Here is a 24,873-nt window from a genome sequence, read left to right as displayed (position 1 = left end):
AATAACAATCAGAACAGCCGTAATAAACATGCGAATCAATCGCACATAAATACCACATATACAATACATTATATCAATATACACATACCATATCTTCGTCCCTCAATTGTGGGCCGAACGGTTGCGGTATGGGGGCTATAGAGCCCACGAATGGAAACCGAAGAGCCCGCAATCGGTAAACGAAGTTAGAGATAAAGCCCAGCAACATTATCCATAAGCAAAAAGCGTAAAAAGGACAAGCTAAATAGAAGAATTAGCGCAACACGGCGGACAACAAAGAATGGAATATAAAGTTCTAATTATGAATAACATAAAGAAATGAAACAGAGAAAAGCCGCAAGTGGGTGTAGAAGAAATAAATTATCCTTATACACCTCATACATCTCTTATACACCCGTAATCGTCTATCAATAAAAACATTAAGCAGGAGGTGTAGGATGTAGGAGAAAATACAAAAAACAAAAAGGAGAAAAGATGAGGAAAGAATAAGTTAACATCGTGTTTACACGATACAAATAACGTGTAAACACGATATTAACTTCTTGTATTACAAGATATTAATTCTTTGCAATACAACAAATCAACTTACTGTCATTCAGAGCGTAGCGAAGAATCCCTTCTCTCTATATACGGTCATGTTATACAGAAGGAGTAGATTCTTCGCTACGCTCTGAATGGCATACGCTCTGAATAACAGATACTCTCGCTTTTCATTTCTGGGCGAACTTAATAATTACCCTTCTTCACCCTCCAAATTCTTAGCATACAAGTTATCAATAATACCATCCGCCAGACCGATCACCGGCACATGTACATATTCAGCCTTCACAATCCCCGCAATCGTCAGGAATATCTCGGCAGCAGGAACAATTACATCGGCACGGTCAGCCTTTAGACTGAACTCCTTCATACGTTGCTCGGGAGTAAGCGGCTTCAGCGCATCGTACAATGCCTGCAAGGAAGTAACGGGTAAACGGAGTTTCTTTTTATCCTTTTTGTCGGCAAGGCGATAGAGCTTATTGATATTCCCACCCGAACCGATGATATTGATATCCCGGAAATCGACTGTCAGACGTGTGAGGTCATCTTTCATCTGTACCCACACCTCTTCTTTCACAGCATTGCTCAGCATACGCACTGTACCTATATTATAAGAAAGGGACTGCACCAGTTCGCCATTAATCAGCAGATTGATCTCCGTACTGCCACCGCCAACGTCCACATAAATATAATTCCCGGCACGGTCTTCCAGGCACTCGATGTGATTATTGTATATCATACGAGCTTCTTCCTGTCCGTCGATAACCTCAATATTGATGCCCGTATCCTTCAAAATCTTTTTGATGATAGACTTCCCGTTCCTGGCATCGCGCATGGCCGAGGTAGCACAAGCCCGGTAGTCCGTAACCTCGTATATCTTCATCAGCTGACGGAAAGCCTTCATCAGCCTGCGCAGCTTAACTGCTTTCACCTCGGAAACCTCCCCCAAAGAGAACACGTCAAACCCCAAACGCAACGGCACGCGAAGCATCATCGCCTTAGAAAGACGTTTGTTCACCAAGTTCTCATTATCCTTGACATTCTTTATCAACAGCCGCACGGCATTGGAGCCGATGTCAATCGCAGCATAACACTTATTACTCATAAAATTTATAACTTATAGCTCTTATACAATTCTTCCTGCGACCGGAAAGGCACTTCACTGTCCGTTGTCCAGGGGCGGTTCTCCCCGCTCCCGTCCACAATGCTTCCCTGGCAGTTATCCCGAAGGCCGAAGTCGATGACCTTTCGTAAATCAGCTTTTATCTCCGGATCGTAAACGGGCGTTATCACCTCTACACGATTATCCAGATTGCGCGGCATCCAGTCCGCCGAGCCGATAAAAGTCTTGTCTTCGCCACCTGCGGCAAATATAAAGATGCGGGAATGCTCCAGATAACGGTCGATAATACCATTTATACGTATCGTGTCGCTCACGCCGGGAATACCCGTTACCAAAGAGCAGTTGCCACGTACCAGCAGATCGATGGGTACGCCATTGGCAGATGCTTCGTAGAGCTTCTTCACCATTGTAGCGTCGGTGATGTGGTTTATCTTGATACGGATATAGGCAGGTCTACCGGCTTGCTTGTTTTTGATTTCATCGTTAATCAGCCGGATGAACTTCTGCTTCATTTCGTTGGGTGAAACCAGCAGTTCCTTGAAACGAACAGGGGAATAAGGCTTTTCGATAAACTCGAAAACGTTATCCACATCACGCACCACATTGCGGGCGGCAGTCATCAGCATATAGTCCGTGTACATGCGGGCATTGCCTTCGTGAAAGTTTCCCGTACTGATACAGGCAATATCATTCCCCGTCTTCATACAGATATGCGTAATCTTGGAATGTACCTTCAATCCTTCCACTCCAAAGATGACATGAATACCCGCATCCTGCATTTTTTTGGACCATCCGATATTGGATGCTTCGTCGAAACGTGCCAGCAGTTCAATAACGACAGTCACTTTCTTACCATTGCGTGCAGCACAAATCAGTGCCTTCACAACCTTGGAGTCTTTGGCAAGACGATAGAGCGTGGTCTTGATGGCCTTCACCTCCTTACTAATAGCAGCTTCCTGCAGTACCCGGATATAATAGTCGAAACTATGATAAGGAACGTGGATAAACCGGTCGCCCTTCTGTATCAGCTTCAGCAGACTCTCGCCACTCTTCAGTTCGGGTTTTATAATAGGTTCCCATACGGGATATTTCAGATCTTTGCGACCGCAGTCGGGAAACGACATCAGGTCTTTATGGTTGTGATAGCGTCCGCCGCCCTGTACCGTATCGAGCTGGTCCAGACTTAGTTTATTCATGACGCGCTTCAACAGATCTTTCGGCATTTTGTTGTCATAGATCACTCGGAGTGCGTCTCCCTTCTTACGGCTCTTCACACCTTTGGAGATTTTTTGCAGCATACCGTTACGGAGGTCATTATCTATCTCCATCTCCGCATCCTTGGTAAACTTAAAAGCATACGCCTCAAAAGTTTCGTAATTCAAGCCGGAGAAAATCATCGGCAGGCAATAGCGTATCACATCATCCAGATACATCAGGAAACTTTTTCCCTCCTTATCCGGAAGACGTACAAAACGACCGCACTCAGCAACCGGAAGCGCTATCAGTGCATAATCGAAACTTTTCTTTCCGGTAGCCTGCATCTTGATGCCCAGGTAGATATTCTCATCCGTCTCGTCGGTCAGTTGCTTGACGGTCGAGAACCACACCGGACTGACAAAACCGCTCAGTCTTTGGCGATAGAATTGGCAGATAAACTGTTGCTGCTCTTCATCCAGTTCATCTTCTTTCAGCAGATAGATATTCTCTTCACACAGTTCACGGGTCAGCTTATGGATGGCTTGTTCGTACTCTTTTGAATACTTGTTGTTCAGCTTGTTTATCTGTTTGATGAGGTGCTTGGCGTGCTCCCGTTCCGAACGCAGGCTTCTCTCCTCACACTCGGCAATACGACCGAGCGTAGCCATACGAACCCGGAAGAATTCATCCAGATTGTTCGAATAGATACCCAAAAAACTCAATCTCTCCAATAAAGGCACATGTGTCTGGGTTGCTTCCTGCAAAATGCGGCGGTTAAAGTACATCCAACTCAAATCACGATCAACGTACGCTTCTGATACAACTTTCTTATTAGCCATCTTATCTTTCAAAATTTGCTACAAAATTAGGCAACATGCGTTACAAAACTATGTCGGGTATATTACAATGCGGATACGGGAAAACCGGAGTCGGATAATGCGAAAGAGACATGTCATTCTCAATATGCCGCAGGATGCGCCAATCGCAACTGCGCACCCAGTAACGGAAAGCGGCATCCGGACGATAATTTTCAGAGAATTCCAACAAACGCTCCAGATCAAATTCGTCGGAAACAACACCGGCACCGGTAAGGGCAGCGTCGTAAGCATTGCAATCCTGCTCAATGTGGGCAGGAACCATCAACAGAGGCTTGCCCAGATACATAGCCTCGCAGACGGACTCAAATCCGGCCGTAGTGGCGTATGCCTTGCAACCTGCCATGTAGCGTAAGAACTTGACATCGTCTATCTGGTGGAAACTTAACGTATCGTCCACCCGGCAGACTTCCTCTTCGTCTTGCTTGTCCCAAAAGAAGTGAAGAGGCACTTCGGGATGCGCGTTATGCCAATCTCGAACGCTCTCACCGAAACCGGCATTCACCATGTATCCATGAAGATAGTCTCCCGCCGTTCCCTCGCACGAAAGAACATCCCTGCGCAACAAAGGCGGAACGACATGGATATGTGCTTCTTCGTCATCCTCCATCTCGCGGAAAGAAAGCGCCAGCTTTTGCTGTGCACCCAAGCAGGTAAGCCGGGTGAAAAAGCGAAGCAACCACAGGTTGAAACTGCTTTTGCCGGGAAACTCAAAATCCCGATGCAGGAAGAGGTATTGATGGCCGATGCTGATTTGCGGTACGGAAGGACGGTAAAGCAGGTAAGTCAATCCCGTAAGCAGTTCATAGAAGTTAATGACCAGCTCGGCACCACTTTCTTCTATGCGATGGTGTATATAGTTCATGCTCTTGACGTAAGCAGGCAGTTTTATTGTATTATATGCCACACTGCGCGAAAGACTGACTCGCTTATTGGCCGGTGTAGGCAGAAAATTAGGACTCAGGAAGCGTTTCACCGGAGCTTGGATGCTGCGGTTAAAGAAACCGGGCAGACGGCGTGAATTGCTCTTGCCGACCAATACTTCCACTACCTCGTGACCATTGCGACGCAACAGCTCTTCCATAGTAATGGCTTGCGTCAGATGTCCCCGGCCTTCTCCTTGAACGATAAAAAGAATTTTCATAAAAGTTATGAGTTATGAGTTATAAGAAACAGCGGACTTTACTTTTTGTTTATATCAGTCTTGCATTTTTAGTTGTCGCAAATGTCACGCTTTTGTGTTACATACGGGTGTAAAGAATGTGACAATTCGGTTATAAAAACAAAAGCCACACCGGCATCGCACAGGCATGACTTCAAGAGAATTTATGGAATTAATACGTAAAAAGGATGAATTTGTTCGTGTGTAAAAATCAAAGCATCAGACAAATTCTTCTACCATATACATGTCACTGACAAAATCGTCAACGACTTGTTCCAGGTTCTTGCAGGCTTCGTCAGGTGTTTCGCCGTAAGCACTGCACAACACATTATTCATAAAATAAGCGTAAAAGCCACCGCCGGCCGAAGCCTCTACGGTATAGTCATTTCTGTTCAGTTTCATATTCGGTTCTCCTTTCTTTTTTTTACAGTGCAAAGGTGGCAAGAGCATGTTGCAAGAATATGTACATAAAGTTACAATAATAATAATTCGTCCTATCGCCGCCCCAAGAATAGGAAGAATACTTACTTATGTAGAAGAGTAGTTCATTTTTTATTTTTATAAGCACCATCATAAAACACAAGGCCTGGCATTTCTTCGTAAAATGCCAGGCCTCGTGTTTTGATAGTAAACATTCTCTTAGTAAGATCGTGCAAAAATCACACGGCAAGCAGACGGTTTACCGGTAACCATACACTTACCCGGTTCTTTGTCACCCGGAACGAAGGATTCGAAAGGAATACAGCGGATAGTTGCTTTGGTTTCTTCCTTAATCTTTTCCTCTGTTTCAGTGGTGCCGTCCCAGTGAGCCAGAATGAAGCCACCTTCTTCTATCTTTTCCTTGAACTCTTCGTAGCTATCTACGCTGGTGATTTTGCTATTGCGGTAATCGAGCGCCTTCTTATAGATATTTGCCTGCATCTCTTCGAGCAAGTCTTTTACATATGCTTCGATGCCCTCGCAAGAGCGGGTTTCTTTCTCCAATGTATCGCGACGCATCACTTCCATCGTGTTGTTCTCCAAATCACGGCCACCCATCACAAGGCGTACAGGAACACCCTTCACCTCGTAGTCGGCAAACTTAAAGCCCGGACGCTTGTTGTCGGCATTGTCATACTTCACGGAGATACCCATCGACTTCAGCTTGGCAACGATGCCTGCCACTTTCTCGTCAATCTTGGCCAGCATTTCCGCATTCTTATAAATAGGCACGATAACCACTTGTATCGGAGCCAGGTGCGGAGGCAGTACCAAACCGTTATCATCGGAGTGAGTCATGATAAGAGCACCCATCAGGCGGGTAGATACCCCCCAAGATGTTGCCCACACATACTCCAGCTTATTCTCTTTATTGACAAACTGCACATCAAATGCTTTGGCAAAGTTCTGTCCCAGGAAGTGGGAAGTACCGCTCTGCAAAGCCTTACCATCCTGCATCATCGCCTCAATGGTATAAGTATTGAGTGCACCGGCAAAACGTTCGTTAGCCGACTTCACACCTTTCACAACAGGCACTGCCATGTATTTTTCGGCAAATTCACCGTATACATTCAGCATTCTTACAGCTTCTTCTTCGGCCTCTTCGCGAGTGGCGTGTGCCGTATGGCCTTCTTGCCACAAGAATTCCGCCGTACGCAGGAAGAGACGGGTACGCATCTCCCAACGGAATACGTTTGCCCACTGATTGCACAAGATAGGCAGATCGCGGTATGAATTAATCCAGTTCTTATATGTATTCCAGATAATGGTTTCGGAAGTAGGACGGATAATGAGTTCTTCTTCCAGCTTGGCAGCAGGGTCTACTACCACGCCGCCGCCATTCGGGTCGTTTTTCAGACGATAGTGCGTCACTACGGCACATTCTTTCGCAAAACCTTCTACATGCTCTGCTTCACGGCTGAGGAATGATTTCGGAATAAGTAAGGGGAAATAAGCATTGACATGTCCCGTTTCTTTGAACATATCGTCCAACTGACGCTGCATCTTCTCCCAAATAGCGTATCCGTAAGGCTTAATCACCATACAGCCGCGCACAGCCGATTGTTCTGCCAAATCGGCCTTTACCACCAACTCGTTGTACCACTGAGAATAGTTCTCACTACGTTTGGTCAGGTCTTTCAATTCTACTGCCATTCTATTTCGTTTTTTAAAGTTTTCATTGATTTCTCTAAACAGTCGGCAAAAGTACAAATTTTAAAGGAAATTTATTTGAAAAACAAATAGTATTTTTAGTAGAATTGAAAACACACTAATCTATATATTCTATTTTAATCACAATCTTTCGGCTTTCAACGGGCTCTCCCTTTCCACGGACAGAGGGCTGATGGATGTCCGAAGGGAAAAATAGAAAGAAACTATCCACATCGGCAGAATAGTATCTTATCCGGGAAGACGTGTAAAAGGCAACGTCTTTCTGGGGATTATATTCCTGACGAACTTCGACATCACGGGCAAGCCCCATCTTCTCATTTCCCCGGAAGGTATACTGAAGATCGACAAAACGACGGTGGCTCTCAATGTTCCCCTTCTCCACTTCCTTCGGAATGTATTCGCTCACTGTAGCCCAACATTTTCCTTCTATAATGACATGATTGCCGACAGCCAGTTCTTCCAAATCATGGTCCGCAAGAAAACGGAAAGCGGCATCCCAAACATCTTTATTTTTTTGATATTGACTGGCAAATTCAATTGCATTGACTGATTTGTGGGGAGAGACAGTCCAACCATTAGCCCAGACATTACTCTTTATCCACTTCTTCGCATTTCCGGCAGTCCATGCCGGACTTGTCTGTGCTGATAAATACATACAAAAAAAGATTAATAAATAAATAATTGATATACGCTTCATATTTTTATTTTATCGTGAATTGAAACTGATCATATGATTCCGTACGCCATGCCTTGTCCTTGGTTTGGGGAGAAAAGCCGAAAAGCGGAGAATAGGTCCTGACCTGCACCGTGTGTCCGTCGGGCAGGAATTCGAGCAGACGCAGCCAGCCGTCTCCTCCGTTTCCACTCATGCCGCCACCCAACGCCTGGCAGTTGAACATCATCTGGTGTACATCGTGTCCGGCCGCATTCTTGTCGGTACGGAATCCCGTGGTATAGTCCCACCGTTCGTTCGGAGTGGCATAGTGTCCGCACAGCACAAGACGGATGTTGGCGGAAGGTTGCACCAGCTTCTGCCAGATGCCTTCACCCGTATTGGACGGAGTTATCTTATAGCCTTCCTTGTTGATACGCTTGCTGTCGAAGCCGGTAAGATAGGAATGGGTGATGAGAATCACTGTGTGGTCTTTGAAGCGTGGGGTAGCCACCAGTTCCCTTGCCCATGACAAGACCTCATCACGCGGGGCAAATTCAACGGCAATAATCAATATCCTCCCCCAATGCTCGTCCGTTATCTCCATAGCGGCATTCTCTAGCGTAGGCAGGCCGTTTCTATTATTGGTTGCAGCCACGATGGTCTTTTTCCATTGGCTGTTGCGCTCTATCGGGAAATATTCCGGGAAACGGGTCATCGAGTTCTCCGAACGGGTGTAGCCATAATCATGGTTTCCGGTAGAAATGAGATAAGGGACTTTGTTGTCCAACCGCCCGAAAGCCCGCGACACAAATGTCCACTGCTCGCGGCTCGTGAGATTCCCGAAACGCGGGAAGGGAGGGAGAATACATTCATTTTGATCTACCAGGTCACCCGTACAAAGTACTGCCTTCACATGGAGGGAGTCTACATGATGGGCGGTCCATGCCGTCATCAGTTCAAAAACCGGTTGGTTATAGTCATACTTCACATAGTTTTGCGGATCGCCCAGCAGGACGATGGAAAAAGAATTAGGATTGCACAAGTGCTGCTGGTTGGTATTGACTTGTGCCCGAAGCTGGAGGAATGCCAGCAGGCATCCCAAACAAAGAATGATTCTGTTTTTCATGGTTGCGTACTGAATTGGTAAATACATGTCTGTTTATAAATGTTTCCTTCACGTAATACGATGGAGGGGAAATGCGGATTGTTCGGTGTATCGGGAAAACACTGGGTTTCAAAGCAGACGGCGCTACGACGCGGATACACAGTGCCATGCATGCCCGTGAAGCCCGGCAAATAATTGCCGGTGTACATAATAAGCCCCGGCTCTGTGGTATAGACATCCATTCTGCGCCCACTGGACGGACTGATGCAGGTGGCGGCAAAAGAGAGCTCATGCAGTGCGGGTTTCTTCAGGACAAAACAGTGGTCATAACCGTGGCCGTTGAGCAGCTGCAAGTCTTTCCGGTTGATGCGTTCGCCTATGGAATGGTAGTCGCGGAAATCAAAAGGCGTACCGCCCACTGCCCTGACTTCGCCGGTATTGTTCGTATTCATGTCGATAGGCAGATAGAAATCCGCGTTTATCCTCACCAAATGGTCTTCAATGGAAGTAGTGGGAGTTCCCATGCCCGCCAGGTTAAAATAGGCATGATTGGTGGGACAGAACAAGGTGTCATGGTCTGTCTCCGCCTCATAATCTATGCGAAACCCATTGTCATCCGTCAAGGTATACATCATCCTTACCGTAACATTGCCCGGAAAACCGGCTTCTTCATCGGCATGGAAATGACGGAGAAGAAGTTGGTTTTCACACGGTTGCTGTGTTTCCCACACCACCGTGTGAAAACCGTTATCACCACTGTGCAGAGTATTAGAAACAGAGTTAAGCTGTAAGTGATAATCTTTTTCTCCTACACGGAAAGCGCCGTGCAATATGCGTCCGGCTACGGGGCCTATAGTAGCTCCTATATAATAGTCCTTGCTTTGCCTGCGGGCCTCTTCCAGCGTATCGAAGCCTATGACGACATTTTCAAACTTACCATGACAATCAGGAGCCATGATGGATAAGACGATGGCCCCGTAGTTCGTGACGCACATCTCCATACCGCTACCATTGCGCAGTATATAAAGGCCGGTATCCTTTCCGTTGATTACGGACCGGAAATCATCGGGATTCAATCCCGTCAGGTTGGTCTTATCTTTCATACTTTCTAAACTTCGGGATATTCGTTGCACAACAGATGTTCGGCCGGAACATCCTCTTCTATCTGCGGGAAACGCCCCTTGGGGGTGAGGAAACGGTTGTCCCTCATGTCATCGTTCACCGTAGAGACTTCGCCTACCAGACAATGGTCGTCTTCGGCCCAGAAAGTATGGTAGAGATAAGGCTCATAACAAATGCTTTGTCCGGGAGCAAGACGCACCGTTTCTCCGGGAGCTACCCGTGTACTGACTCCGTCGATGGAAACGACAAGCGGTTCTTCAGTCAGCGCTTCAGTTTCCTTGTCGGCCTTCCACAGACGCATGCAGAGGATTCCTCCACCCCGGTTGATGATGTCTTCCGTTTTCAGCCAATGGAAATGGGTGGGAGTAACTTGTCCGCAGCGGACAAACATAATCTTTTCACAATAGGGTTTGTCTTTCTTCTGCAAACTTCCATTACGGAGGGTTACCAGAGTCAGGCCGATTTTCAGGAAATCTCCCCAGCCGAAGTCAGTCAGGTCCCAGCCCATGGCTCTTTCCCGGATATCATTACATTCCGGTCCTTTGCTTTTCCAGTCGTCCGGAGTCCAGTCCGCCCATGGCGGCAGCATGAAGTGATACTTTGTCATAAATGCTTTGGCCTCGCGGATATATTGATTGATTTCACTGCGTTTCATATTTGTCTATTTTTTAAGGTGTTATACTTTTATTTCTTCAATAATTCTTTCAGCGGGATAGCCTGGAACTGAATGTCGGCTTGACTCCCCTCATAAAAGATGCCTATGGTATGCTCGTCAATGGAAGTCATGCAAGAGTACCCCGCCCCCCTACCTTCATCCAACAACATCCAATACTCCTCGGGCCAAGTTTGCCCGTCATCGAAACTCACCTTAATGGTAATGTTGTTACGGCGCTCTTTTGAATTAGGATTGGCAAAGAGTAATACATGACGTTCTTCTCCGTCTTCAATATAATCATGACGCAGCAAGGATGCCTGGCAAGCCGGTTCAATGAGAGCTCTGCGCGACGTGGGATGTTCCGTCCACGTTTTCCCCAAATCGGCAGTGACGGCAATGGCCCGCCCATTACCTTCCTGACGTCCCCGGTTGCTGCGCTCACGCATGTTCAACATCAAGGAATGATCTGAAAGTTCTACCACCTGACATTCGTTGGTATTGTAGTAGGCCGGTTCGCCTACGGTCCAGTTTTCGCCCTTGTCTTTACTCCACATGATTGTAGAGAACTGAAGCCCGTCTTCGTTCCGCCCCTCTACCGGAAATACCAATGTACCATCTTCCATTGTGATGCCACGACCCGGTCCGGGAGCGAGCAGCCACCATTTTTCCTTTTTTACTTGGCGGGTGATGTTACGCGGCTCACTCCAGGTAAGTCCGTCATCGGTACTCTTACTAATCAGGAATTGAGAACTTTGTTTGACACCATATCCCGGCTGAGAACCGTGCGCACGCCACTGGTGGTTCCATACGGTCGAGGTATCGGTAAGATTCTCTATCCATTTGCCCGTCTTGGGGTCCAAGACTCCGTGCATCCATAACCCTATGACATAGAGGTCTCCGGTGAAATCATCCGACAAGATGCAACCATCACTCACTCCATTATATTTCTGAGGTAGCCCGCCCCATTCTTTCATATCCAGAACAGTCTGCATAGGTTGCCAAGTCCGCCCTCCATCTTCACTGCGATTGATGGCAATATCAATGTCGCCCTGCAAATCGTCATCTCTTTCATTGCGTGCATCATACAAGGCCAGCAAGGTACCTTTCGTCGAAGTTACTAATCCGGGAATGCGGGAAGTATGTACTCCGTCCTGACCCGACTGCCGCAGGGCCACTCCTATACGGAGCGGCTTTACTGCGGGCAACTGGCGGATGCCCGCCAGCCCCAGATCTGTCTGAACACTATTGCATGAGATCTCAATCCTGCTTGTAGCCTGTGCCGCATCATCCCTCAATCGGAGTGTCACCCAGCATGTCAGTGTATCTTCCTCTATCTGCCGGCCTACCTTAAAACTCAATTGTTTGTTCACCGGTTTGGCACTTGTACAGACCTGCTCGCAATTCTCATCTAAGAACAGCGAAGCGGAAACGACATCGCCGGAACGGACAGTTCCATCCAAAGTGAAGTTTATCTTTTCCAACTGATATGCCACGCCGCTATTCCTAATCAGACGCAGACACAATACCGGATTATGCTCTTTCAACGTCAGCACCGGATATATCGGTTGCCGAATCTCCACCGTTATCTTATCCGTATAATTTTGGCATGCCATGATGCCCCAAGCAGACAAGACCAGTAAAAGTATAGTCTTACATCTCATATCATCTCAATATTTATTTGTAACCTTCAGTTTGTGTTATATTCGGATTAGTATTGAGACAGGCAGGAGCAATAGGCCACAACGTAACATTCTTCTCCCCTTCACGCCCCTTCAAGGTTTCAATAAGCTCGAATTCCTTATTAAAGCGAAGGTATGCCCACCATGCTTTTGATTCTGCAACAAACTCTTTCAGTATTTCGCTGATAATGGCATTGTCTATGGCATCCTGAGTCCTTACCGTATAGTAATTGTCTACCCCATAAGCACGCTTGGCCACTACATTCAGATTCTGCAGGGCGGCATCCGTATTTCCTAAGGCATTCTCCACTTCAGCTTTCAAAAGATAGGCTTCAGCCAAGCGATAGACAGGGACATCACTGTCAAAACTACGCGTATCATTGGCAAAGGAGCCTTTGAACTTCACAATCATCCTTTTAATCTGCACTTCTTCCGTCAGGAACTTATCCTTGAATACCCGTACCGAAACATCCGTACGCGTGTCACGTGCATCCTCAGCCAGAAAGTCACAATAGGCTTGCGTAGGCACAACATACTGGGCATGGGAACCGGCAGGAACCTCATCTTCAGTATATCCAGCTTCCCTCAACCGGGTTCTGTCACCGTTAAGTGCCAGATAATAGGCAAAAAAGTTAGGGGATGTTCCCGGAGTCACATTTTCATTGATGATATAGGGCAATGTCCAGATAAGCTCGGCATTGGCTTTATTGTTTAAATTGAAAATATCGGCAAATGCAGGAAGAAGCGCATATCCGGCTTTCAATACCGCATCAACAGAAGACTGTGCCGTACTCAGAGCTGCATTTCCTCCCCCCAGACGCTTTGCCTTCCACAAGTAATATTCGGTACGCAACATGTTGATGGCTGCCGGAGATGCCTTATGGAGAAGCTTGGAAGAAGCGGGCATCAACCTTAAAGCTTCTTCTATATCGGTTTCGACCTGGGCATATACTTCAGAGGCCGCCGTACGGCTGGGATACATGTCCTCCTGCTTTTCTGACTCAAAACCGGAAGTCAGCAGCGGGCAATCACCGAATACCCGCACCAGCGTAAAGTAGCAATATGCCCGCAGGAAATAGACATTGGCCATCACTTCATTGCGTATAGCTTCATTGGCGAAAGAGATTTCCGGAGTATGCTTCAGAATCAAATTTGCACTGTTTATTGTAGTATATATGCTACTCCAATTTGTACCTGCATCGCCGCTCAGCAATACGTTCGTACCCACTCTATTAAAAAACGCATCATTTACCGCCCCACTCTCATACCAGTTTGAGCGCATCTCCCCATAGATATTGAGCAAATCGGAAAAGGCGGAACGAAATTGGGTATATGCTCCATTTACTGCACTCGTAGCATCGCTCTCCTCTGTCCACATGGATAGGCTGGTGAACTGGCTGGGCTGTATCACATTCAGGTCTCCATGACATGATGTAAAAAACGAGACCCCACTTATAAGAAGAATGCCGGATAATATTTTTATTTTCATAATTCTTATTTTTCGTATTAAACTTCTTTTATCACAAAGTAACTTTACATCCGATAGAGAACTTACGGATAGGCGGATAGGTGTTGAAACTGCCGGAATAAGTGCTTGATGCACCTACTTCGGGAGAAAGGCCTATTACTTCCGTAAAATAGTGCAGATTGTTTCCGGCCAGGGTCAATACCAGCCCTTTCAGACCAATCTTTGCCAGCAATGCCTGAGGCAGAGCATATTGCAGAGAGATTTCACGGATACAGAGATAATCGGCTTTCTGGGTAAAAACATCGGAGTTGTCCCGGAAATTCTTATTCAACTCATCAGAGTCATTGCCTGAGAAACGGGCATACTTAGCCTTATTCGGGTCATCCCCCACATTCCAGCATTTCAGGATTTCGGCAGGCAGGCTGGTGTTTCCATTCATGAAATTACACATTTGGCGTTGCAGATAACCATTGGAAATGGAGTGCCCCAAAGCAAAATCAAGATAGACATTCAAAGTGAAGCCCTTGTAGGTGAAAGTATTGTTCAAACCTCCAGTTGTATGGGGAATCGTATTTCCCAGCAGGAACATATCATTGCTATTGATGATATTGTCTCCATTCAGATCTTTCCACTCATAGTCTCCGATTGTCTTTTTTCCGACACCCAGGCTCTTTTTCGTGGTCCAGTCCCAGCCTTTGGATGAGGTGTCATAACGGGCATTGGCAGCCTGCTCGGGAGTTGTAATGATAAAGTCTTTCTTATATCCATAGAAACGACCCAACGGTTCACCCTCGGCAACACCTCCGAATTCTTTGGTCGTGCCATCCTGCATTTTTACAGAGTATCCTCCCTGGCGGTTCTTGTCCCGTCCGTTTTCGGGCAGTTTAAGCACCTTGTTCTTTACGTAAGTAATGGTGAATTTAGATTCCCACGTGAAATCCTTCTTGGCAATGTTACGTGTTGTTATTTCAGCATCGAAACCACGGAAACGTACTTTTCCAAGATTGGTAAGGATGGAACCGTATCCCGACGTATTGGGCAATACTTTGGAAGTAATCAGGTTATCCGTAATCTTATTGAAATAGTCTATACCCAATATGATGCGGTTCTTGAACAAACCCAAATCAAAACCTAAATCCAATTGTGTGGAAGTCTCCCACTCAAGAGCCTTGTTGGGCATGGCAGAAGAAACAGTTGCCGCATCCTGATTGTAGCTGGTGGTAATGGCATACAGCCCCAAGGCATCATAATATCCGATAGAGTTATTACCCGTTTGGCCATAGCTGCCACGCCACTTCAAATTACTTATAAAACCGACATTCTGCATAAAAGGCTCATCACTCATAACCCATCCGACAGAAAGCCCCGGAAAAAATCCCCATTGATTGCCTTTGGCAAAACGAGAAGAGCCGTCCTCACGGAAAGTAGCAGTCAACATGTACCTTTTCAGATAATCATAGTTCAATCGGCCGAAATAACCGATATTCACATCTTCCTGCTTGGTCGACGTTGCATCGGAATAGACAGAACCTCCGTTCAATGTCGGTATCTTGTCGGAGCTGTGTCCGGTAGTGGCAGCATACACATACTTGTACAAATATTGCTGATAGGAATATCCTACCATCGCGCTGATGCTGTGTTTATCGGCAAACGTTCTTGTATAGCTGGTGTAGAATTCCAGTTTCTTGCGTTGCTCATCCGTCATGTTGGTAGTCGCTTTCCGCGTTCCATTCATCGGGTTGGCACGCATGAATGTATCTCCATGGCTGTTTTGCGTAAACAAAGAAGCTGTGCCCACAGCATGCCATCCTTTCAAAACTTCCCAATCAAGAGAACCTACCAGTCCCAGACGGTTAGCACGCTGGTTGTTATCATTGAAATACGAGTAAAAACTCGGATTCGGAGACGAAGAGTTGGGACCCGGGGTCGGAGTTCCGTACCATTCATTGTCAGATACCCAATATCTGCGTTGAACGGCCGGAGTCATCAGTCCGCGGGAAATTACCTGATACTGGCTGGCATATTCTTCACTATTCGTCTGACTATAATCGATGTTGCTGCTGAAAGTCAGGTTTTCTCTGATTTTGGCGGTCACATTAGTACGGGCATTGAAACGATCGAATGCCGTGCCTACACCTACACCGGAATCTTTCATATAGCCGATGCTGCCTACATAGCTCAATTTTTCCGTACCTCCTTCTATCCCCACATAATAATTTTGCCAAAGAGCATTCTTGAAACAAGTACTGGCCCAGTCATTATCTTCAAAAATCAAGGTCTTACTGGGATCCAGTGGATCAGCCACAGACTTCCATCCTGCCGGAATACTCTCTCCATCTCTCAGGTAACGGGTAGAAAACTTGGAAACATCCGTATTACCGGAGCTATAAGCATATCCGTCAAGGTATAACTTTTCCGGGCTGGGTCCGGAAGCCCAACGATCGCGCATGATAGTAACAGCTTGGGTAGCATCCAGATACTCAATCATTCGTTCAACATTCTCGTTTGCAAAGGAAGCCTCAAACGTTACTCGAGGAGCACCACTCTTTCCTTTTCTTGTCGTAATCAGGACAACTCCATTCGATGCACGCGAGCCATAAATAGCAGAGGAAGCGGCATCCTTCAAGACTTCGATAGATTCGATGTCATTGGGATTGATACCCGCCGTGCTGCGCTCTACACCATCAACTAATATAAGAGGAGAATTGCTCTGGCTGATAGAGGAACCACCACGAATCAGGAACGTAGCCTCTGCACCCGGAGTGTTATTCTCATTGTACACACGTACACCCGCAATTTTACCTTTCAGCCCTTCTCCCACAGTATTGATAGGAGTTGCCTTCAATGTTTCTCCATCCACTTTACTGATGGCGGATGTTACAGTACGCTTGGATTGGGTGCCATAACCAACGACCACCACTTCATCCAACCCCATAGTAGTCGGTTCCATCTGGATGTTAAGAATCTTTTGATTGGTAATCAAGATTTGCTGTTCATCATAGCCCACATAGGAAAATACAAGAGTTTCCCCCTTGCTTACTTTCAACTGGAAAGCACCATTCATATCCGTAATAACTCCTCGAGTCGTACCCTTCACAGCGATGGAAACTCCTGGAAGAGTTTCACCTGTGCTGTCCACTACTATCCCTGATAGGTTAAATTCTTGTGCCCAAAGTAAGAATGGACAAAATAGTAGAAAACTTATGAGGGGAAAATGAAATATTTTTCTCATCTTTGTTACGATTTTAATAATAAATTGTTTCGGTAATTTATTTTGGGGAGAAACGGGAAGTACCAATACTCGTTTCTCCCTCTCCTTTTAAGTTTCAAGCTCTATTCGGCTAATGAGCTATTTCTTTAGATACTTTATTGCATTATTTCCATAGGCATATCATTTTTAGTTAATTAATATATTTAAAGAAGTCAGTATTCTTTAATTCATTTCGCGTTTCTTCCAATTCTTTTTCGAAACAAGGAGCTATCGGCAAGCGGCACGGACCACAATCTATCCCAGCCAATTTCATGAAAATCTTACCGGCTCTGACTCCACCACCATGTTTTATCAGTATATCAATAATTTCTACAGCCTTCCACTGCATCTCACGAGCCGTATCAATATCTCCATTTTCCATGGCTTCCATCATACATTTATATATCCCCGGAACATAATTATACGTACTTCCTACTGCAGATTTAACTCCGATTGAAAGTCCGGTAATCAATATTTCATCAAAGCCATGTAAAACTTCAAAAGCTCCGTTATCCACATGGATACATTGCTGCATCTCCATCAGATTGTTGTGAGTAAACTTCACTCCTACCAAATTTGGAATCTGCTTCTTACCTTCCGAAAGAAAAGTATGTACCGGTAATGACACGCCAGTAATAGATGGCATGTTATAGTAATAGAACGGCAGTCGGGATGCAGAAGCCGCTATCGGTTTAAAAAAACTTATCAAATCATTCACAGAGCCAGGTTTGAAAAAACAAGGCGCCATAGCTGCTATCATATCTGCCCCGATAGTTTGAGCATGGGCTGCCAATTCAGAACACTGAACTTGTGACATACCACCTACATGCACTATAACCTTTAACTTCCCTTTAGCTACCTCGATCCATTTTTCTGCAACAGCTTTACGTTCTTCTGTTGTCAGAGACACAGATTCTCCTGTCGTACCACAAATAAATACTCCCGTCACGCATTTCTTTTTAATTAAAAACTCCGCATACGGCTCGATCACCTGCAAATTTAAGGAACCATCTTCGTACATTGGCGTAAATGGCGCAGCAATTAATCCTGTTAAAAATTGTTTATTCATAAATTAGAGTAATTATAATTAATGAAAGGTTTAAACCTCCTTTTCTTTGAAGAACAAACTTGCCAAATAACCAACGAAAAAACATGAAATGAATCCGGAGGCTGTATATAAAAGCAAGTGAAACATTTGAAATTTAGCCACAAATAGTTGTACAATGATACTCACTACGATTCCTATGATCGCTCCACTGGAATTGGCGCGTTTAGTGAGCATTCCCAGCATAAACAGCCCTCCCATACTTCCTAATATAAGCCCAAGTATCTTGTTGAATTCATCCCATAATGATGCAATATTCCATGTTGCCATAAGAAAGGCAAAGGACAAACTGATTATCCCTATTACACATGTTGCAATACGTGCTGCACGCAATTCGTTTCCGTAATCGCCTTTGTGCAGAAAACGGGAATAAATATCTACAATATAAGCTGTAGCTGCCGAATTCATACTACCACTAAGAGTAGACATTGCTGCTGCAAAAATACCCGAGATAAGCAATCCAACAACACCGATTGGTAATTGGGTAAAAATGTACCAAGGGAAAATAGCATCGCCATTAGGAATACTAATAGTTAAATTTTCAGGGTATACTTTATAATATGCATAAAGTGAAGTACCTATAAAGAAGAAAATAAGAGTAGCGGGAACAGTCAATATCGCATTGGTCCACACACTTTTCCGGGCTTCTTTCATTGAGGAAGTAGTGAGATAACGCTGTACCATACTTTGATCAGTTCCATAGGTAGTAAGGTGCGTAAAACATGCAGCAATAATGACAGTCCACATCGTAGCATCTTTTAAATTAAAATTTGTCGTTCCCAAATCAAATTTACCATTTGCTACTGCAATATCAATAGTCTCGCCCAAACCGCCAGGGAGAGAACACGATATATATACCACTGCAAATATAGCTCCTCCTAACAAGATAATTACTTGAATAGCATCGGTCCATACTACAGCTTCTATTCCTCCAATCATTGTATATAAAATGCTGCAGGCACCCATAATGCCTATACATAGGAATATATCCAACCCTGTTACAACATTCAAAGCAATAGAGGGCAGAAAAAGCACAACTCCCATACGCCCAATCTGGAAGATAATAAAAGCCATACTACAAATAACACGGATAAATGCATTAAAACGTATTTCTAAATATTCGTAGGCAGTCGTTATATTCAACTTTCGGAAAAAAGGAATAAAAACAGAAACAATAATTGGTGCAACAAGTAAAATGCCAATATTGAACAATACATAGCTCCAATTGGTGGCATATGCCTTAGAGGGTATGGCCATGAACGTAATGGCACTCAAAGCTGTTCCAAAAAGGCTCAAACCAGCAGCCCACCATGGAATACGTCCTCCACCCTTAAAATAATCGTTTGTATTTTTCTGACGACGTGAAAAGTAGATTCCTATTCCAGCCAATACAGCAAAATAACCAATAATCACAAGGATATTGACAACACCCAACCCTTTTTTAAAAGGAATAATATCACCTTGAAGGCCGTACAATTTATTTGTGCCAAAATTGGCATCATTACCTATTATAAAGAATGATTGATTCCGATACAAAACTTTTGCAATGTCATATGGATATGGTATGACTTCAGACTTTATCAGAGTTTGCGTAATTGTATGGTATTTCCATAAAATATTTTCCTTCTTGAACTGCACTGTATCCCCCGATTCTTTCTGAAAAAGAAGAACATGGTTGGCCCCACTAGAAATGGCTGCACATAATCCTTTAGGAAAGTCTGAACCTAAAGAGCTCCATCTATTTAGCTGAGGATTATATACATATCCATCAGTCAAATAGGATAAGGAATTTTCTTCCGTTTCCGTTTGCCCCCCAATAAGATACAAACAAGGAGAAACACCATTATTCTGTACTACACAAATTGCATTCTCTCGAACACCTCCTGGACATACCGGTAATTCTCTCCATCCTCTTTCTTTATTTGATAAATCCAAAACAAAAAACGATTCTGATAATTTAAAAGGTTTGATTGATTCTCTTCCCCCAATGATATAGACCTTATTATCAAGTAATACTCCTGCTGCATTTGACAATGGAATGGGAAGCAACGGCCAATCCTCCGAGATTTTGAGTTTACCCTGTTGCTTTGTAATAAGAAACACCTCCCTATAACATTTATGAGAATCGCGTCCTCCAATACATAATATGCCATCAGGAAGCACTATAGAAGTACCATAAGCTAACGGTCTGAATAAGATATCTTCATATAAATCGAACCCAACGTTTCCTGACAAGCATATTGCATTTCTTCCCCACTGACTAAAATCGGCAGAAGTTCCGCCTGTCAGAACTATTTGTCCATCAAGTACACCTCCAAAAGTTCCTAATAGACCATTTCCTTCGTAAAGAATACTCTCCGTACCCCACTTTATTTGTTCAGTATTAGAAGTATTCGCGGCTCTCAAACTCTGATACCCCAACAAGCAAAGACATATCAATGCAACACCATAATTTATAACTCGTGCCATTTGCTACACTTTTTTTCGTGATTAACCCTTATTTCGTTCTCCCAGTACGACTCTATCGTAAATCAACTTCTTATATACATAAAAATGTTGCTCAATAGCATTTCTATAGCCCATTTCATTCTTATTTTTGATAAAATTCAGTAAATCGGTATGCGTTACTATTTGCCCCTTTTTCTCTAATTCTATATTAATGGTTTCAACCAACTCCCTCAAATTAGTTTTCACAAAATTCATTACTGGATGAATTATACTTTGAAATTGCACGATTGTTTTATTTCCTGTTATCTCATACAATTTTGAATGAAAAGTATATTCACTGAGATTAGCATATTCGTTATTTCCCAATGCAACACCAGCATTTACAATCTCTTCTAATTCTATAATATCTTGTTCCGTGATATGATGGAAAATATCGCTGCTAATTCCAATTTCCAGAGCAACCCTGAAGCCAAGAAGATCAAGAAGAGATTCTTGACTCATAATACGAGGATCGACTACCCTCTTCATGCCTCCCAAAATAAAAGGTTCAGTTAGAATCATTCCACGTCGTGTACGACTTTCAATCATTCCCATCATCTTTAAACGGCTAAGGGCTTCACGAAGAACACTACGAGCTACGCCCAATGCTGACGCTAACTCTATTTCATTAGGAATAGAATCACCTACCTTCAAATCTTGACTTTTAAAGTAATTCAGTAATTTGTCTTCTACTTGGTCAACCAAAGTGATTGATTGACCATCAATTTTCAAGTTCTCCATATACCAAATTGTATTATTATTAATCCTATTAGTATTATTTGTCAGACAAATAAATGAATATTTTTTAGTAAAAGCAACATATAAAGAATATATTATTGTATATTTCACTATTATTAACTATAAAGCCATTGTGTTTTTATAAAATTACAATTCATATATGTAATATCTATTTCGCTTTTATTACACTATCATACAACTAATAAAGAAAACTAAAGCATCAGGAGAAAAATACGCTCACAAACTATTTAATAGCTAGCAAAAAATTAATAAAGAGAAAAAATATGCTTAATAATAGAGAAGGATCTTTGCTACGAACCGACGATAAATTTCAATCAGTTATAAAAAAAGCAGCTACTTTAGTTGTAGCTGCCTGATTTTCAGTCGAGCGGCAAGCGAGGTTCGAACTCGTGACCCTCAGCTTGGGAAGCTGATGCTCTACCAACTGAGCTACTGCCGCAAACTGTTTCATAATGCTATGCTATGAAAACGGCGACAAAGTTAATAAATTCTTTCAGAAAAGCGCAAAAGATTCTTGAAATAATTGCCCCTTTATCTATATTTCTTAACGCATCCCTCTTTCTTTTTAATGTCAATCCTTGCCACTGCCACGGAAATCATGTACATTTGCTTCCCGTAAAATCAAGGTATCACATGAAACGAATCATATTAATCACCGGAGGAGCCCGTTCCGGCAAAAGCACACATGCCGAGGAATTGGCGCTCAGCCTCTCTCCCAACCCCGTTTACCTTGCCACAGCACGCATCTGGGACGAAGAGTTCCGCCAACGGGTCATCAGGCACCAGGAACGGCGCGGACCGGAATGGACAAACATTGAAGAAGAAAAAGAACTCAGCCGGCACCGGTTGGAAGGTCGGGTTATCCTGATAGACTGTGTAACCTTATGGTGTACCAATTTCTTCTTTGACCTGAAATCCGATATAGACGGTGCACTCACTGCCGCTAAAGAAGAATTCGACCGTTTCACCGCGCAAGATGCCACCTTTATCTTCGTGACCAACGAGATAGGTATGGGTGCCACTTCCGATAACGAACTGCAACGAAAGTTCACGGATATGCAAGGCTGGATGAACCAATACATTGCCGCCCGTGCAGACGAAGTGATATTGATGGTATCCGGCATTCCTGTGAAAATCAAAGAATAAGAATTAAAATCATAAGACTGATGAAAACATTTCATATCACCCGCCCGGACGAAGCCATACGTCCGGCTTTAATTGATAAGATCAACAATCTGACCAAGCCGAAAGGCTCGCTGGGTACGCTGGAAGAACTGGCTCTTCAAATCGGCCTCATCCAACAAACATTATCCCCCACCCTGGAACATCCTCAAAATGTTATCTTTGCAGCCGACCATGGCATCGTGGACGAAGGTGTCAGCCTCTCTCCCAAAGAAATAACCTGGCAACAAATCAGCAACTTCCTCCATGGAGGTGCAGGCGTTAATTTTCTCTGCCGGCAACATGGATTCACTTTAAAGATAGTAGATGCAGGTGTAGACTACGACCTGCCTTATGATAAAGGCATCATCGATATGAAAGTGCGCAGAAGTACCCGCAACTATCTACACGAAGCAGCCATGACAGAAGAGGAAATGGAGCTTTGCCTGGAACGGGGTGCCGAAGTGGTGTGCCGCTGTCACGAAGAAGGCAGTAATGTACTTAGTTTCGGCGAGATGGGTATCGGAAATACGTCGTCATCGTCCTTATGGATGACTTGCTTCACCGGCATTCCTTTGGAGCAGTGCGTAGGTGCAGGGAGCGGACTGAATAATGCAGGTGTCCGCCATAAATATAAAGTACTAAAACAATCGCTGGGGAATTATAAAGGAGACGGTTCCCCCCGGGACATTATCCGTTACTTTGGCGGGCTGGAAATGGTAATGGCAATAGGCGCCATGCTGAAAGCCGCCGAACTGAAAATGATTATTCTGGTAGACGGATTCATCATGACCAACTGCATCCTGGCTGCCAGCAAACTATATCCCGAAGTATTGGATTATGCTATCTTCGGGCATTGCGGCGATGAAGCCGGCCATAAACTGGTGCTCGATGCCCTGCATGCCAAACCGTTATTAAACTTAGGTCTGCGGTTGGGAGAAGGAACGGGAGCTATTTGTGCATATCCTATTGTTGACTCTGCCGTGCGGATGATGAACGAAATGGATAATTTTGCACATGCTTCCATTACCAAATACTTTTAAATTCATTACGGAGACACAACGTTCTACAGATTTTAAACAGTTAATTATGAACAATATCCTGGCAGCATTTATATTCCTCACACGACTGCCTTTCTGGAAGATAAAAGAGGTGCCGGCAGAAGCCTTCAAGCACGTAGTACCCTACTGGTCGTTGGTGGGTTGGCTGACGGGAGGCATCATGGCCGGTATTCTGTGGCTGACGGGACAGATATTGCCCGTATCGCTTGCCTGGATAATGGCCATCATTGCACGGCTGCTCATCACCGGATGCCTGCACGAAGATGGCCTGGCAGATTTCTTCGACGGCTTTGGCGGAGGGACATCCAAGGAACGAACCCTTGCCATCATGAAGGATTCGCATATCGGAAGTTATGGTGTCATCGGGCTGATATTCTACTTCCTGCTGATACTGCAGCTCCGTGATTTACCCTTGAATCTTCTTTGTGCCCTCGTTTTCAGCGGAGACTGCTGGTCTAAGTTCTGCGCATCGCAGATTGTCAATTTTCTGCCCTACGCCCGAAGAGAAGAAGAAAGCAAGGCTAAAGTAGTATACAACCGGATGAGCAAGGGAGAATGGACAGTCGCCCTTATTTGCGGAGTATTGCCATTTGTTTTGTTTCTCCCAATGAAGATGTGGCCTGCCCTCCTATTTCCGGTACTCACCTTCTTCCTGCTCTGCCGTCTGATGAAACAACGCTTACAGGGATACACCGGCGACTGCTGCGGAGCTACTTTCCTGCTCTGCGAACTATCTTTCTATATCGGAAGCCTAATAATAAACTATATATAATATGGAAGTAACCCTTATTCGTCACACCTCAGTAGACGTCGCACCCGGAATATGTTACGGCCAGACGGACGTCCCCTTGAAACCCACATTCGAACAAGAAGCCGCCGTTACGGCAGAAAACTTGAAAGCGTATCTTCCCTTCGATCATGTTTATACCAGTCCCCTCACCCGCTGCGTGCGCCTTGCCACTTACTGCGGATATCCGGATGCCGAACGAGATAAGCGGATTATGGAAATAAACTTTGGTGAATGGGAAATGAAGCCATTTGACGGCAACGATGATCCGCGCCTACAGGAGTGGTATGCCGACTATCTGAATGTAGCCGCTACCGGCGGAGAGTCCTTTATGATGCTATACCAACGCGTCAGTGGTTTCCTGAATGAATTGAAAAACATGCCTTACGAACGGGTAGCAATCTTTGCCCATGGCGGCGTATTGATTTGTGCACAAATCTATGCCAGCACTCTGAAATGGGAAGAAGCCTTCGGAGCGCTGACTCCTTATGGAGGCATTGTCCGCATCCACATCGGGAAAGAATAACCACT

At 44.7% G+C, this 24,873-nt stretch carries 19 protein-coding genes and 1 tRNA gene; 4 read left to right on the top strand and 16 right to left on the bottom strand.

Translation table 11 applies throughout. From position 1 onward, the window contains the following. Positions 1-733: 733 nt before the first annotated feature. From AAE250_RS03950 to AAE250_RS03875, 16 genes are all read right to left on the bottom strand, one after another. Positions 734-1,645: a Ppx/GppA phosphatase family protein gene (locus tag AAE250_RS03950; RefSeq protein ID WP_294600925.1), complete on the bottom strand. Its 912-nt coding sequence runs from the start codon at positions 1,643-1,645 to the stop codon at positions 734-736. Positions 1,646-1,650: 5 nt separating this feature from the next. Next, entirely contained in the window at positions 1,651-3,699 is a 2,049-nt protein-coding gene (locus AAE250_RS03945) for an RNA degradosome polyphosphate kinase (protein ID WP_294600923.1), read from the bottom strand. 40 nt (positions 3,700-3,739) lie between these two features. Next, positions 3,740-4,879 carry a glycosyltransferase family protein gene (locus tag AAE250_RS03940; RefSeq protein WP_294600921.1) on the bottom strand — a complete coding sequence of 380 codons (1,140 nt, stop codon included), beginning with the start codon at positions 4,877-4,879 and terminating at the stop codon, positions 3,740-3,742. 237 nt (positions 4,880-5,116) lie between these two features. Then, positions 5,117-5,299: a hypothetical protein gene (locus tag AAE250_RS03935; RefSeq protein ID WP_294600920.1), complete on the bottom strand. Its 183-nt coding sequence runs from the start codon at positions 5,297-5,299 to the stop codon at positions 5,117-5,119. Between the two features lie 237 nt (positions 5,300-5,536). Continuing rightward, positions 5,537-7,030 (bottom strand): proline--tRNA ligase, encoded by a 1,494-nt coding sequence (gene proS, locus AAE250_RS03930; protein ID WP_294600918.1) that lies wholly within the window; start codon positions 7,028-7,030, stop codon positions 5,537-5,539. A 115-nt stretch (positions 7,031-7,145) separates the two neighbouring features. Continuing rightward, a complete protein-coding gene (locus tag AAE250_RS03925) occupies positions 7,146-7,703 on the bottom strand; it encodes a YhcH/YjgK/YiaL family protein (protein ID WP_294600917.1) in 558 nt (185 codons plus the stop codon). Between the two features lie 46 nt (positions 7,704-7,749). Beyond that, positions 7,750-8,829, bottom strand: a complete 1,080-nt coding sequence (locus AAE250_RS03920; RefSeq protein ID WP_294600915.1) for a metallophosphoesterase — start codon at positions 8,827-8,829, stop codon at positions 7,750-7,752. Further along, a complete protein-coding gene (locus tag AAE250_RS03915) occupies positions 8,826-9,911 on the bottom strand; it encodes an aldose epimerase family protein (RefSeq protein WP_294600914.1) in 1,086 nt (361 codons plus the stop codon). Before AAE250_RS03915 ends, AAE250_RS03920 begins: the two co-directional genes overlap by 4 nt. Before the next feature lie 5 nt (positions 9,912-9,916). Next, positions 9,917-10,585: a D-lyxose/D-mannose family sugar isomerase gene (locus AAE250_RS03910; protein WP_294600912.1), complete on the bottom strand. Its 669-nt coding sequence runs from the start codon at positions 10,583-10,585 to the stop codon at positions 9,917-9,919. 29 nt (positions 10,586-10,614) lie between these two features. Then, positions 10,615-12,246: a sialidase family protein gene (locus AAE250_RS03905; protein WP_294600911.1), complete on the bottom strand. Its 1,632-nt coding sequence runs from the start codon at positions 12,244-12,246 to the stop codon at positions 10,615-10,617. A 13-nt stretch (positions 12,247-12,259) separates the two neighbouring features. Continuing rightward, positions 12,260-13,753: a RagB/SusD family nutrient uptake outer membrane protein gene (locus AAE250_RS03900; RefSeq protein ID WP_294600909.1), complete on the bottom strand. Its 1,494-nt coding sequence runs from the start codon at positions 13,751-13,753 to the stop codon at positions 12,260-12,262. 31 nt (positions 13,754-13,784) lie between these two features. Further along, positions 13,785-16,871: a SusC/RagA family TonB-linked outer membrane protein gene (locus AAE250_RS03895; RefSeq protein WP_294600907.1), complete on the bottom strand. Its 3,087-nt coding sequence runs from the start codon at positions 16,869-16,871 to the stop codon at positions 13,785-13,787. A gap of 262 nt (positions 16,872-17,133) precedes the next feature. Beyond that, on the bottom strand, positions 17,134-18,051 hold the full coding sequence (locus AAE250_RS03890; protein WP_294600906.1) for a dihydrodipicolinate synthase family protein: 918 nt from the start codon (positions 18,049-18,051) through the stop codon (positions 17,134-17,136). A gap of 30 nt (positions 18,052-18,081) precedes the next feature. After that, on the bottom strand, positions 18,082-20,556 hold the full coding sequence (locus tag AAE250_RS03885) for a sodium:solute symporter family transporter (protein ID WP_294600904.1): 2,475 nt from the start codon (positions 20,554-20,556) through the stop codon (positions 18,082-18,084). A 21-nt stretch (positions 20,557-20,577) separates the two neighbouring features. Then, positions 20,578-21,315: a FadR/GntR family transcriptional regulator gene (locus AAE250_RS03880; RefSeq protein WP_294600903.1), complete on the bottom strand. Its 738-nt coding sequence runs from the start codon at positions 21,313-21,315 to the stop codon at positions 20,578-20,580. A gap of 384 nt (positions 21,316-21,699) precedes the next feature. After that, positions 21,700-21,772, bottom strand: a tRNA-Gly gene (locus AAE250_RS03875). 194 nt (positions 21,773-21,966) lie between these two features. Between AAE250_RS03875 and cobU the strand changes: the two genes are divergently transcribed. From cobU to cobC, 4 genes are read left to right on the top strand one after another with little or no spacing between them, the layout of a single operon-like run. Next, the gene (gene cobU, locus AAE250_RS03870; protein WP_294600901.1) at positions 21,967-22,479 is read left to right on the top strand and encodes a bifunctional adenosylcobinamide kinase/adenosylcobinamide-phosphate guanylyltransferase; all 513 of its coding nucleotides are present in this window, start codon (positions 21,967-21,969) and stop codon (positions 22,477-22,479) included. A 20-nt stretch (positions 22,480-22,499) separates the two neighbouring features. After that, on the top strand, positions 22,500-23,537 hold the full coding sequence (gene cobT, locus AAE250_RS03865) for a nicotinate-nucleotide--dimethylbenzimidazole phosphoribosyltransferase (protein WP_294600900.1): 1,038 nt from the start codon (positions 22,500-22,502) through the stop codon (positions 23,535-23,537). 46 nt (positions 23,538-23,583) lie between these two features. Beyond that, entirely contained in the window at positions 23,584-24,327 is a 744-nt protein-coding gene (cobS, locus tag AAE250_RS03860) for an adenosylcobinamide-GDP ribazoletransferase (protein WP_294600898.1), read from the top strand. 1 nt (position 24,328) lies between these two features. Beyond that, positions 24,329-24,868, top strand: a complete 540-nt coding sequence (gene cobC / locus AAE250_RS03855) for an alpha-ribazole phosphatase (RefSeq protein ID WP_294600896.1) — start codon at positions 24,329-24,331, stop codon at positions 24,866-24,868. The last annotated feature ends 5 nt before the right edge of the window (positions 24,869-24,873 follow it).

Origin of the sequence: Bacteroides sp. GD17 (genome assembly GCF_038448625.1) — a bacterium.
Taxonomy (GTDB): domain Bacteria; phylum Bacteroidota; class Bacteroidia; order Bacteroidales; family Bacteroidaceae; genus Bacteroides.
Note: the sequence above shows the minus strand (reverse complement) of the source record. Positions and strands in the feature narration are given on the sequence as shown.